Here is a 12,728-nt window from a genome sequence, read left to right on the forward strand (position 1 = left end):
TCGGTGCCGTCACCAGTCAGGCAGGAAGAGCCCGGTACGGTCGCCCCACGGAAGCCCTCAGCCTACGGTAGGCCCGCCATCCCCGGGTGCGCATGCCCTCGTCGAACGGCGCGACGGGGGCGCCCTCGCCACGGGTCCACTGTCCGAAGCGCTCCCGGCTCGTGTCGGCCCGCACCATGAGCCGGGCGAACCACAGTGGGTCGTCCCGGAGCGAGCTGTGGGCCGAAGCGGCTCGGATGGCGGCGGCGGAGGTCCATCCCGACTCCCCCACCAGCGCGCGGACGCGGCTGCTCGAGTAGCCGTGCGGGTAGGCGAACGCGTCGAGGGCGTGACCGAGAGTGTCCTCGAGCTCCCGCTTGCATCCGCCGACTTCCTCCCGCACGGCCTTCCGCGGCAGGGTGTCGAGTTGCGGATGGGTCCTGCTGTGACCGCCGATCTCGAATCCGGCCGTGTCCAGTTCCCGGACCTGGGTCCAACTCAGCATCTCGACCGACGGAAAGGGCCCGTGGCGCGACCTCTGCCCGGGCATCCTCAGGGCGCCGGTGGTGACATACAGCGTGGCCGGGAGTCCCCGGGCGTGGAGCAGCGGAGCCACCGTGGAGGCGAAATCCGCGTATCCGTCGTCGAAGGTCAGCACGGCCGACCGGGGCGGTGGCTGGGGTCCTCCGAGCAGCGCCGCCACCAACTGCCCCAGCGGGACCGGGCGCAGACCGCTGTCGGCGATCATGTCCAGCTGTTCCACGAACGTGCGAGGAGTCACCGTGAACGGCGCGAGCCATGACGGGGGGTCGTCGGACACGGCGTGGTAGAGGAAGACGGGTATGGCGTTCATGACCTGTCCCCATCCCGTGTCCCCGACGAGCGGAGCCGTCCGACGAGGTAGCCGGTGCCGGTCGCGCAGACCCCCGCGGAGAGCGCCCCCAGAGTGCGCACGGCACCGGGACGCCCCGTCCGGCGCAGGTTTCTGACCAGGGCCCGCGGAATGGTGGAGCGCAGGTAGGCGCGCTCGCTGGTCAGGGCCGGCCCGCTGCCGTCGTACCGCGCGACCAGCGCCTTGGACCGTCCCTCGCCGTAGCAGCGGGACCGGAAGTACGACCACCGGGTGCGGGCCTCGGGAACCCGGTGCCGCACCGCCGCCGCCGGCTCGTACAGCAGGACGGCGTCAGGTCGGCGGGCCGTGATGCGCAGACACAGATCCGTCTCCTCGCAGCCCGCGGTCGGCCGGTCGCTCACCCTGCCGAGGGTGTCGAGGAATCCGCCGACCGCGAGCAGCTCCGTTCTGCGGAAGGACATGTTGGCCCCGATGAAGTTGCGCACGGGAGCGGTCCGTTCGGGCAGTCCCCGGTACGAGCAGCCCACCACCCAGTCGAACTCCGGCGGGAACCACACCGGGCGCCGGGTGGACCAGCGCGGCCTGACCAGTCCGCCCACTCCCACCACCCTCGGGTCTTCGTACGGTGCCAGCAGACGGTCGGTCCATTGCGGTTCCGCCGCCGCGTCGTCGTCGAGGAAGGCGACCACGTCGCCGTGCGAGACCGCGACGCCCGTGTTGCGTGCCCCGGACAGGCCGCGGGGGCCGCTGCTGGGCACCACCCGAACACCCGGCAGCTCCCTCGCCGCCCGCTCATACAGCGGCCGGCAGTGGTCGACGACCAGCACGATCTCGTCCGGGGGGTTGCGCTGGGTCCGCACCGACGTGACGGCGGCCCGCAGGTCGTCCCACCTCTCGAGGGTGTAGGCGCAGACGACCACCGTGAGGGTTACGGAGGGTCGGGAGGAGGGCATCGCGTCGTTCATGAGGACCTCCGGTCCGGTCCGTCGGAGTGCGGAGTCAGGAGCGGTCGCCGGTGAGACGTCCGCGCACATAGCCGAAGGGTCCGTACGCCATTCCGCGCAGTTCCAGGAATGCGAGGCGTCGTGACCAGCCGGCCTCGGGATCGGCGCCGCGCGCACGCGATCGGGCCATGGCGTGGCGGATGCCACCCGGGAGCCTGCGCAGCAGAGTCGGCAGCCTGCGCGGATCGCCCGCCATCGCCGCCGTGAGGTAGGCGGTGAGTCCTGCCCCGTATCCGAAGGCCTGTGCGGTCACGGCGTCCGGTGTCCGGCGGTGCCGGTGCCAGACGATGGCATCCGGCTGGTAGGCCAGTGCGTGACCGGCGCTCAGGACCTCGAAGAAGGCGAGCAGATCGTCACCGCCGCGCGCAGGGGTTCCGGCGCCGGTGGCGGTGTCGAAACCGCCCAGGGAGCGCAGTACGCCGACCCGGAAGGCCATGTTGGCGCCGGAACCGAAACGCCCGGCGGTGAAGGGGAAGAGAGGGTCGGCCGAGGGCTCGGACAGCGACCATGCGCACGGCGTGCAGCCCTTGGCGAAGCCTCCCTGCCGTTCGAGCGCGGCCTGTGCCGGCGTCTCCAGTTCTGCGGGGACGATCAGTCCGGTGACACAGCCGGCTCGCGGTTCCCGAACGAACGTCTCGGCCAGGGCGGCGAGCCATCCGGAGTCGACGAGTGTGTCGTCGTCCGTGAAGGCGACGACGGATCCCTCGGTGTGGGCGAGTCCCCGGTTGTGGGCCCGGGCCAGTCCGGCGACAGGTTCACGGACGTAGCGGACCTGCCCACGGAACTGCCGGCGGACCAGGGCTTCGGCCGCGTCGTCGGCCGGGTCGTTGTCGACGACGACGATCTCGAACCCGGGGTAGTCCTGCCGCAGCAGCGAACGGAGGCAGTGGCGCAGTTGCTCCGGGCGGTCGTGGGTGGCCACGACCACGCTGATGAAGGGCGCCTGCCCCAGCACGCGGCGCCTCGCGGCCTGGCACGGGGGCCACGCGGCGGTGCGGGCGTCGGAGGCCTGCGCTCGGTCCGCCTCCTGATGCCGGGCGAGCTGTTCCGCCAGCTCCCCGTGCGCCGCCCGGCTGACCGCTCGCCACAGGCCGCCGGGGCCGGAGGCGTTCACCGCGTCGACCATGCCCAGTGGATGGCCGTGGAGGCGTACGAGGGCGCGCACCGGCCCCTGCGGCTCCGCCGGCAACGGACCGGCGGGGGAACGGAGTTCGCCCGGGCGCCCCAGGTCGACGTCGAGGACACGGATTCCGTGCCGGACACCGGTGCGCACCGCGACGGAGGTCATGACACGGTGCCCACGCTCGCGGCTGAGGAGTGCGCACCAGGCCGCTCCGAGATCAGGGTTCGCAGCACCCGGCGGCCGTCAGTGATGGCGTGCAGGTTGGAACGACCGTTGCGCCGGGGCAGTTCGAGGCTGGGAACCTCGGCGATGCGCAGTCCGGAACGCAGGGCGTGGACGATCATCTCGGTCTCGATCTCGAATCCCGTGGCGTGCAGGTCCAACTGGTCGAGGAAGCTTCTGCGGAAGGCGCAGAAGCCGTAGCACAGGTCGGTGAGGGACGCGTGGTAGAGCCGGTTGACTGCGGCCAGCAGCATCTGGTTGCCCAGCCGCCTGATGGTGGTGATGTCCAGGGAGCCGCCGCCCTCGACGAACCTGGAGCCCTTGACGAAGTCGTAGCCGTTCTGGAGGAAGTGCAGGTAGTGGGGGATCTCGGTCGGCGACATGCTGCCGTCGGCGTCCATCATCACCACGTTGTCGCCGGTCGCCGCGAGAAAGCCCGCACGCAGGGCGTTGCCCTTGCCCGGGCCGTTCTGCCGGACGAAGCGCACGGCTGGCAGGCAGTGCCGGGCCATGGGGACCGTCGCGTCGCTGGAGTCCCCGTCGACAAGGATCACCTCGTCCACGCACGCCGGAATCTGTTCGAAGACCCAGGGGATGTTCCGGGCCTCGTTCAGCGCCGGAACGACCAGGCTCACCGTGGCCCCCTGTCTGCCCCCACTGCTGGTGATCCAGTCGCTGTACACGATCTCGCACCTCCGGAACTACGCCATATGCTTACGTCGTATATTTCTACCTTCGTCCTGGTTTGGGCGTGCGTCAAGTGCGTCCGGCGGTACTTCTCCGATTGCTGCCGCCCCCCTGGGCCGCACGGCGGCCGGTCACTGTTGCCAGACCCGCACCCAGTCGACCTTCATCCGGGCCTCCCGCACAGAGGGCGGAGGAGAGTGCGGAAGCCCGACCGCCAGATCGAGCAGGACCTCCATAGGGACGTGCGGGACCCCCGCGGGGTCGGTCACCCGGAACCGTGCGAGGCCGTCCACGAACCAGGTCAGCTCATGTCTGGTCCACAGCAGCGCGAACACGTGGTACCCGGCGGGGAAGTCCTGCGGACCGTAGGTCCCCCGTTCCGTGCGGCGGGCGCCCTCCCCGCCCCGCCAGTGCGTGGACATCAGGACCTCTTGGGTGCTTCCCAGGAACTCCATGACATCCAGCTCGGGTGGCGTGTGCCGGGAAGCGGGCATCATCCAGAAGGCCGGGAACATGCCCCCCTGGGAGGGAATCCTGACGGCCGACTCGAAGTATCCGTAGGTGAAGGTCCTGCGGGGGCGGCCGTCCCAGTGGTCACGGCCGGTCGAGACCATGCCGGAGGTCCACGGATAGGTCTTGCCGTCGCTGCCCCGGGTGGCGCGACGGACGGCGGTCAGGGAGAGAGCGCCGTTCCCCACGGTGACCTGGCCGGGGAGGTACCACTGCTCCTCGTGGTTGCTGCTGTTGGTGCAGCCGTTGCGGTTCCAGTCGTAGCAAGTGGCCCAGCGGCGGGTGTCGAGGGACGAACCGTCGAACTCGTCGTGGAAGACGAGCCTCCAGTGGCCCGGCGCGGGCGGCCGTCTGCTCGTACCACCGTTGGCGCAGGCCGTCGCCGCCAGCAGTGCGGCCACGACGAGCGCCCGCAGGGCCCGGCCGACCCGCATGACTATCGCCGGCCGCCGGGCCGCGACGGGCGGCCCGCGGCCCGGCTGTCGCCGGACGGGGCGGAGTCCGGGGGTGCTCCGGGTGGAGGCTGCCGGGGCGGGGCGGCCGGTGGCGCCATGGGATCGGGAGCCGGATCCCGCCGCGAGTCCCTGGGCCGCCCGCGGCCGCGCGGTACGGGCAGCAGGGCCAGCGCCGAGGTGACGAAAGCCAGCGTCGCCAGGGCCCGGAGGGTCGTGAAGACACCGTTCAGATAGAAGGGCACGACGACCAGGACCGTCAGCGCCAGGCTGACCACCACGGCCAGGACCGCCATCTCCAGCATGGGCGCCCGACCGGTCTCGCGCCCCACCCGCGGCCGCGCCCACCGACTGGCCGCCAGCCCGGGGCAGACCAGCAGAAACGGCGTCGACACCAGGACGCGCAGGACGCTTCCGGCCGGAAGTCCGCTCGCGGCCACGGCCAGCCATCCGGACAGCGCGAGAGCGCACCGGAGCGGAAGTGCCCAGCGAGATGAGGGGGCCGTGCGGAGCAGAGTCATCGTCCCCCTCCCTTGGCCGGGTTCTCGTAGCGGTAGACCACGGCGTCCTTGTTGCGGAACACGGTCGTGAAGCCGTGCGCCTTCTCGATCTGGGACTCGAGGCGTTGCACGGTGTCCGCGGGCAGGGTGCCGTTGAGATAGCACTCGGCAGCCTGCGCCCTGCTCAGCACGATGTAGGCCGGCTTCGCGGCGGTGGTGTGCGCAAGGAACGGCTCCAGGCCGGCCAGCGGATTCCGGGCCAGCCGCTGCCGGTCACTGAGTTCCTGCTCGTCGAGCTGAACATGGGGGTGCTTGTCGTAGTGGGCGACCAGACCCGGAACGGCAGACGTCACGGAGACGATCAGGGAGCCGGGACGCGTGGACGTGGCGAACCGGCCGGCCGCGACCTCGTCCTTGGTGAAGTAGTTAGCCGCCTCCTTGCCGTAGTAGCCGAAGAGCAGACCGCCGAGCAGGGCCAGCAGCACCGGCGTGACGGCGAGAACGCGCAGCAGCGGTCTACGGTCCCACGGGAAGAACAGCGCGGCGACGAGGAGGGCGGCAGCGGGCAGCGCGAACAGATAGGCGCGGAAGATCATCTCGCCGCCGTAGGCGTTGGCGACCAGGAGCGGCAGTGGGGCCAGGACGAGAAGCGGCAGACCGGTACGACGGGTCCACCGGCGCGTCAGGAAGGCGACGGCCGCCAGTAGGAAGACCGCCGCGGACAGCCCCCGGTCGACCCAGGACACCTCCACCTGCCCAGGCGCCGCGGTACCCAACTGGGCCAGTCCGGAGACCACGTTGGAGTCGGGTTGCACCAGCGCGCCGAGGAACTGATGCAGATTGGAGGAGACATAGGGTCTGGCGACCGTGGTGTCCCACACCGCCGTCAACAGCACCGCGCCGGCCGCGACCGGCAGCACCACACGCCGGTTGCGGCGTGGAAGGGACAGCGCGACCAGTGCGCTGATCATCATCAGGGGTGTGAGGGGGTGCGAGCAGATGATCACGCCCTCGAGCAGCAGCACGACGGCGAACCTGCCGACGGTCCAGCCGATGGGCGTGGCGGCGGGGAGTGGGCGCGCCGAGGTGGGCAGCTGTGCCATGACCAGGGCGATCAGCGTCACGAAGAGCAGGAACGCGAACGCCTGGGGAGCGAAGTAGTCCTGTCCCACCCAGGAGCACGAGTAGTAGATCCACGCGGCTCCCCAGATCAGCCGTCTGTCCCGCGTCACCGCCCGGTAGATCAGTAGCAGGGGGGCGAGCAGCAGCGCGTTGAAGACCGGAGGGGTCCAGGCCGCGTAACCGAGCACCGAGTCCAGGCCCGTCGCCTGCAGGAAGAACGCGTTGAGCTGGAAGAAGCCGGGCCACTGGTTGTAGAGCTCGAGCTTGCCCGCGTTGGGGACCGTTCCGCCGTTCCTGATCACCGCGTCGACGATCGCGACATGCTTCCAGGCCCAGCCGTAGCGCAGGGTCGGATAGAGCAGCGAGGGGGTGGCGTGGATGACCGCGATCAGCCCCAGGACATAGCCCGCGAACCAGCCGTTGGGCGTCCGCCGGTCGCAGAGCGCCGTGCAGAAGCCGAGGGCGAGCAGACCGAGAGCGACCCAGAACACCACGGGCAGCACTTGCAGCAGGCCCAGGTCCTTCATGCGGCCGAGGTCCACACCGCGCAGGGAGGCGAGCCACAGGCCGAGCGAGACGGGCAGGGCAACGCGCACCCACACCTGGCGCACGGTGTACGGCCTCCCCCGCCCCCGCGCCGTGGGCGGACCGGTCGGACCGGACCGTCGGGCGTCGGCCTCGGTACGCGGCCCCGTTCGATGGCCGCTCGTCTGCGTCGGGTACCTGCCCACGCGGATGCCTCCCGCAGAGCGGCTGGATCATTTATGCCGAAAAACAGCTGCACATCACGTTACTTTCATTCGCCGCAACCGGCAGTTCGTGGCGGTTCGCGCCGGCGCCGCTCCGGTCGCAGCCGGGTCGCTTCCGACTTAGGCTGAGCAGAACGAGGCCCGGAAGTACGACGATTCGTAGGCGCCGCATGGAGTCACGGCAGACGCGGACAGCAGCCACCGACGGGCGCGCACGATGAGTTCGGGCCTGGGCAGACGCCTGCGGGGTACCGACGGGGCGGCGGGGCCAAGGTCCAAGGACCAGTTGCTGCGCAACGGCCATGTGCTGACCTTCAACTCGGTACTGACCGCCGCCCTGGGAGCGGGCTACTGGGCGTTCGCCGCCCGGAACTACGACGCCGACACGGTGGGCCGCAACTACTCGGCGGTGTCGGCGATGATGCTGCTCGCCGGAGTGGGCCAGCTCAACCTGACCAACGTACTGCTCCGGTTCGTCCCCACGGCGGGGGGCCGCACCCGGCGGCTGGTCACCAGGGCCTACCTGGCGGCCTGCGCCACGACCGTGCTGCTCGCGGGGGCATTCCTGCTGTTGCAGCCGGTGCTCTCACCAGGGCTGCACTTCCTCCGCGACCCGTTGCTGGGACCGTGCTTCGTGCTGGCGAGCGCGGCATACGCGGTCTTCGTCATCCAGGACGGAGTGCTGACCGGACTTCGGCGCACGGACTGGGTGGTGCTGGAGAACGCCGTGTTCTCCGTGGTGAAGATCGTGCTCGTGGGTGTGCTGGCCGTCGTCCTGCCGTCGAGCGGGATCATTCTGTCCTGGACGCTCGCCGTCGCCGTCGCCGTCACCCTCACCAACGGGTTCCTGTACGCGCGGGCCTTCCCCCGGCACGCCATGACCGCGCTGGACGAGCGGGCCGACGTCAGCAGGCCCACGGGCGGCTACATCATGGCGGACTACGTCGCCGCGCTGTTCTGGCTCGGCGCGACCGCCCTGCTCCCGGTCCTCGTCCTCAACCAGCTCGGCCCGGACCAGGCGGCGTACTTCTCACTGGCCTGGCTCGCGGGATTCTCGCTCTACCAGTTGAACGCCAGCATGGGCGAGTCGCTCATCGTGGAGGCGGCGAACGACCCGGCTCAGCTGCTCAAGCAGTGCCACAAGGTACTGCGGCACACCGGGATGCTCCTGGTGGCGGGCACCGCGGTGCTCTGTCTGGCGGCGCCGCTCCTGCTGCGGGTGTTCGGCCCGGACTACGCGCGCAACGGCTCGGGCCTGCTCCGCCTGGTGGCTCTCTCGGCCATCCCGAATCTGGTCGTGATCGTCGCCGTCAGCGCCTCCCGGGCCCAGCGTCGGCTGCACATGCTGATCGGCATTCTCGCCGTGGTCTGCTCGCTGTCCACAGGTCTGTCCCTGGTGCTGCTGCCGGTGATGGGGATCGCGGGAGTCGGGGCGGGATGGCTCATCGCGCAGACCTTCGTGGCCCTGTTGCTGTGGTGGCAGAAGCCGCTGTGGCTACCTGTGGGCCGGTCCGCGCCACGGACCGCTCAGAACCGCGACGCCGGCTGACCGGCATCGCGCCCGGGCGGGCCTACCGGCCGCCGGCCGTCTCCGGGCGATGGTCGACCGCTGCCCGAAGGTCGTCCATCCGGCCCCGCAACCGGGTCAGCAGCGTCCGCTCCAGCCGGTACTCGGTGAGGGGGTGCGGCTCGGCTCCGACACGGGTCTTGAACTGCTCCAGCGAGGCCACTCCTCCGGACTCGCCCATCTCGTAGTAGCGACAACCCGCCTCGCAGGCCTGCTCGATGGAGCGCAGCAGAAGTATCTGGTTCGCCCGCAGCGGGCCGGCGACCTCCACGTCGCTGAATCCCCGCCAGTAGACGCAGACCTCACGATGCAGGAGCACGATCACCGTGGCGAGGGTCCGCCCGCGCACGCCGGCGACGAAGATCCGGCAGGCGTCCGGCAGAGCGGCGGCGACCGCGTGGAACTTGGCGAGCGGCTCGGCTCGCTTCCCACGGCCGCGCACCAGGGCCGGGGGAAGGTTCCGCTCACGGGCCCGCCGGTCGAGCCACCGGAGATAGAGGTCGTAGAAGCGCTCGACCAGCTCCGGCGAACTCCCGCTCTCCACCGTCATCCCCGCCCGCTCCGCCCTGCGCTCCGCATTGCGCATGTTCCCCCGGGTGTTCTTGGACCACCGCTGGGACCAGATGGCGTCCATGCCGCCGTCGAGGTCGAGGACATGCACGGTCCGGGGGACGGGTACGACTCCGGGTGGTGATGCGGGCCAGTTGTGTGCCGCGCGGAACGAGGGACGGAGGCTGGTGCGCAGGGCACGGTCGGCGACGAGGTCCTCAAGGACCATGTCGACCTCGTCGGGGCGTACCCCTCCGGGTGCCAGGATGCCGCCGGTGCCCCAGCCCGGGGGCAGCGACGCCCGCACGGTGAGCGGGTGCGGCCGGGCCGGGCGGCAGACCATCGGCAGGACGAGCTCTCGTCCCTCATCGGTCCGGTAGAGCCGACCAGTGTCGTGCCAGCCGCTGACGGCGCAGACGCAGTCCACCCATTCGGGCAGATGGAAGGCCATGGCCCCGGGATCGGCCGCGAGCACCCGTGACCAGGCTTCACGCGGGATCGGGCTGATGGCCCGTATCCGGCCGCCGCCGGTAGGGACGTCCCACACCCGGGATCCGCTCTGTCCTGTCGTCACCTCGGCCTCCTCAGGGGGTGGAGTGGCGAGTCGTGTCCCCGCCCGCTGTAAGGGGTGCGCCGGCCGTGCCCGCGCAGGAGTGCCGGGCCACGGCCGCCCGTGCGTGTGCGAGGCGGGCCAGCCGGACGGGCATGCCGGCCCGGCCTGCCTCGGGCACCGCCAACAGCGCCGTCAGGGCCGTGTCACCGGGGGACAGCGAGGGAGGGCGGCAACGGGGGCAGCCGCCGGGGCGGTGTCCCAGCAGTCGCCCCACCGCGTCGGCCAGCCCCGCCTGGCAGGGCCGGCGCAGCACGGTGAGCCCGGCCGCACGCACCGCCGGGGCGGCGTTGCCCGGGGCAAGACCGTTGCGCGCCCACCGCAGCAGCGGAATGTCGGTGGCACTGTCACCCACGGCCAGCACGGGTCGCGTCCCGGCGGGCGCGCCCAGTGTCTGCAGAAGCGTCGCGACGCCCGTGGCCTTGTCGACGCCCGCGGGAACGAAGTCGGTCTGCATCTCACCTTGCACCACCGTGAAGCCGGCGGCTTCCGGACGGCCGGTCACCTCGCGCACGGTCGCGTCGTCGAGCGCCGCGCGGTCCGCCCCGGTGCCTCGGCAGGCCCGCACGCACCGCGCGTACTGCGGGTCCAGCGTCACGGACGGCAGTCCCGACAGCAGACTGGCCAGCGCGGAGGGGTCGGGGCCGGTTACGACCGGGGTCACACTGTCGCGTTCGGTGTCGTAGACGACGGCGCCGTACTCCGCGACGCCGCCGGGCAGTCCGTACGTACGGCAGCGGTCGCGCACCTCCGGTACCGGTCGTCCTGTGGCGAGCAGCACCCGGTACCCGTGGGCGCGCAACGCCCGCAGCGCGAGCATCCCGGCGGGTGCGGGTGCGGGAGCACCGCACAGGTCCGTCTCCAGAACACCGTCCACGTCCAGCGCGCACCACGCCCCGTGCGCCGACGGCGGTTCGAGACCGGCGCCGGGGAGTTCGAGGTCCCGCAGATAGAGAGCGGCCAGATACTCCTGGACCGCGCGCGACCGTGCCCGCCGGGCGGTGGCCTCGTCCACGCCGGTGCGGGCGCCGGAGCGGCCGAGTCGCTCGGCGTTCCAGCCGTGGACGGCCTGGTACACACACCACCGGGCGGCCGGAATCCGGCTGCCGGTCATGCGTTCGTAGGCGGACTGCATCTGGTCGGCGTCCGGGAGCAGGGCCTGCGCCGCGCCCGCCAGGTCGTAGGCCGCGTCGTAGGCGGCGAGGTCCAGATGGCTGAAGCAGCCGTCGTCGAAGTCGGCCTTGGTCCATCCGCCGGAGTCGGGGCACCACCGTCCGAAAGCCATGTGCCCGTCCACCAGCGAGGCGGACGACGTGCGCAGCAGGTCGCGCAGCAGCGGGTCGATCAGCAGCGGCCGCAGCGGTGCCGCCAGCCGGCCGCAGCGGTCGGCGAACAGCCGGGCGCCGGCCTCCCAGACCGGCTGACACCCCGTCAGCATCACGCTGCGGTCGGCCGCGAGCGGCACACGGGCCCGGCGCTGGACGACGTAGCGGACGACGTCAGCGGCCGGAGCCTGCTGTGTGCGGGCGAGGTCCGGACGCGGGCCCGGTTCTTCGGCCGGCCGGTCCCTCAGGAGCACTCCGTCGTGGAATCCGTGGACCCGGGGCACCAGTCCGTCGAGGGCTTCGGCGACCGACAGCGCGTGGCGTCCGAGGTAGCCGGTTCCTGCTCCCTGTGCGACCAGGCGCAGCTCTGCGTCCCCGGTCGCGGAGTGTGTCCGGACGGTGAACGGCAGCTCGACGTGGGACCAGCGGGACGGCAGTCCCGGCTCGTCGGCCGACAGGCTGAGCACGTCATGGTCCGGCAGCACTTCCGCCAGACTGCGGCGCAGGCCCGGCTCCCGCAGACGGTCGCGGATGTGCCAGTCGTCCGGCGGCAGCACGACACTGGGAAACCGGGCCAGGAGCGCAGGTGCCGGCCGGTCGGCGAAGGCGGCGTAGAGCATCACCACGCGCTCCGCGGGCAGGCCCGCCCGCGACAGCCCGCGTGCCACGGCCACCAGGCTGCCGCCGGTGGATGGCGGATCGTCGATCAGCACGGCCAGCGCGCCGTCACGCACCGCGGAGCGCAGGGCCGCGATGTCTGCGCGCGACGACGCTCCGCCGGGTCGTGTGGTGCGGACCGTGACGTGTGCGTACCCGTCGGCGCGCAGGGCGGCCCCGGCGAGCGGCGCCAGATAGCTGCCTGACGTACGCAGGCCGATCACCAGGATCCGCGTGCCGCGGTCCGGGTACCGGTCCGTGAAGCGGGTGACGAGTTCGACGACGTCACGGGGATGCTGGTCGAAACTGCGAAAGCAGGAGGGGGGACGCAGGAGGCTGCCCTCGAGCATTGCGGCACCGGACGGCGGAACCTCGGTGCCCAGACGCTCCAGCAGCGCGCCGACCCGCCCGGAGAACGCCTGCGGGTCGCCCTCGGTCGTGGCGTCGGGCCGGCCGGTGACGGCATCGGCCAGAGCGTCCGTCAGCCGACGCGTGGCCGACAGCCACTCCCGCAGCCGGCCTGTGGTGGGCGACTGGTCGGCTGCGGTCACCACGCCGTTCAGTGCGAGCCGCAGCACCTTTCCGGCGGCCGTGCCGTCGAGTTCCGACGCGGCTCGGCTGAGCAGCCAGGGGGTACCGGCCAGATGATCCTCACAGACCTGGGTGAGGCCGGCGGCGAAGAGGAAGGCGTCCAGCGGATCGCTGCGGCGTGCGGCCCCCAGGAGTCCGCGATGGAGTTCGGTCGCATCGGCGTAGAGGTCGGCAACGGCCTGCCCGGGAGGGGTTGCACCTCCCGTGTCCAGTGGGGGGCGGGACATG

The 12,728-nt window shown here is 71.6% G+C and carries 10 protein-coding genes; 1 reads left to right on the forward strand and 9 read right to left on the reverse strand.

Annotation, left to right across the window (positions count from 1 at the left end):
* Positions 1–16 precede the first annotated feature (16 nt).
* The 7 genes from RKD20_RS07030 to RKD20_RS07060 form a co-directional block, all read right to left on the reverse strand.
* Positions 17–832, reverse strand: a complete 816-nt coding sequence (locus RKD20_RS07030; protein ID WP_424876928.1) for a polysaccharide deacetylase family protein — start codon at positions 830–832, stop codon at positions 17–19.
* Positions 829–1,797: a glycosyltransferase family 2 protein gene (locus tag RKD20_RS07035; protein ID WP_424876929.1), complete on the reverse strand. Its 969-nt coding sequence runs from the start codon at positions 1,795–1,797 to the stop codon at positions 829–831. The genes RKD20_RS07030 and RKD20_RS07035 overlap by 4 nt, the downstream gene beginning before the upstream one ends.
* Before the next feature lie 34 nt (positions 1,798–1,831).
* Positions 1,832–3,124 carry a glycosyltransferase gene (locus tag RKD20_RS07040; protein WP_424876930.1) on the reverse strand — a complete coding sequence of 431 codons (1,293 nt, stop codon included), beginning with the start codon at positions 3,122–3,124 and terminating at the stop codon, positions 1,832–1,834.
* Positions 3,121–3,864, reverse strand: coding sequence for a glycosyltransferase family 2 protein (locus RKD20_RS07045; protein WP_424876931.1), 744 nt, complete (start codon positions 3,862–3,864; stop codon positions 3,121–3,123). The genes RKD20_RS07040 and RKD20_RS07045 overlap by 4 nt, the downstream gene beginning before the upstream one ends.
* Positions 3,865–3,999: 135 nt before the next feature.
* Positions 4,000–4,812: a glycoside hydrolase family 16 protein gene (locus tag RKD20_RS07050; RefSeq protein ID WP_424876932.1), complete on the reverse strand. Its 813-nt coding sequence runs from the start codon at positions 4,810–4,812 to the stop codon at positions 4,000–4,002.
* Between the two features lie 2 nt (positions 4,813–4,814).
* A complete protein-coding gene (locus RKD20_RS07055) occupies positions 4,815–5,351 on the reverse strand; it encodes a hypothetical protein (RefSeq protein ID WP_424876933.1) in 537 nt (178 codons plus the stop codon).
* On the reverse strand, positions 5,348–7,054 hold the full coding sequence (locus RKD20_RS07060; protein WP_424876934.1) for a glycosyltransferase: 1,707 nt from the start codon (positions 7,052–7,054) through the stop codon (positions 5,348–5,350). Before RKD20_RS07060 ends, RKD20_RS07055 begins: the two co-directional genes overlap by 4 nt.
* A gap of 364 nt (positions 7,055–7,418) precedes the next feature.
* Between RKD20_RS07060 and RKD20_RS07065 the strand changes: the two genes are divergently transcribed.
* Positions 7,419–8,750: a lipopolysaccharide biosynthesis protein gene (locus tag RKD20_RS07065; RefSeq protein WP_424876935.1), complete on the forward strand. Its 1,332-nt coding sequence runs from the start codon at positions 7,419–7,421 to the stop codon at positions 8,748–8,750.
* 22 nt (positions 8,751–8,772) lie between these two features.
* Here RKD20_RS07065 and RKD20_RS07070 read toward each other — a convergent pair whose 3' ends face one another.
* Positions 8,773–9,891 carry a GNAT family N-acetyltransferase gene (locus RKD20_RS07070; RefSeq protein WP_424876936.1) on the reverse strand — a complete coding sequence of 373 codons (1,119 nt, stop codon included), beginning with the start codon at positions 9,889–9,891 and terminating at the stop codon, positions 8,773–8,775.
* A 10-nt stretch (positions 9,892–9,901) separates the two neighbouring features.
* Positions 9,902–12,727, reverse strand: a complete 2,826-nt coding sequence (locus tag RKD20_RS07075) for an HAD hydrolase family protein (RefSeq protein ID WP_424876937.1) — start codon at positions 12,725–12,727, stop codon at positions 9,902–9,904.
* Position 12,728: the final 1 nt, after the last annotated feature.

It is taken from the genome of Streptomyces sp. SLBN-8D4 (assembly GCF_049739545.1).
Taxonomy (GTDB): domain Bacteria; phylum Actinomycetota; class Actinomycetes; order Streptomycetales; family Streptomycetaceae; genus Streptomyces; species Streptomyces canus_C.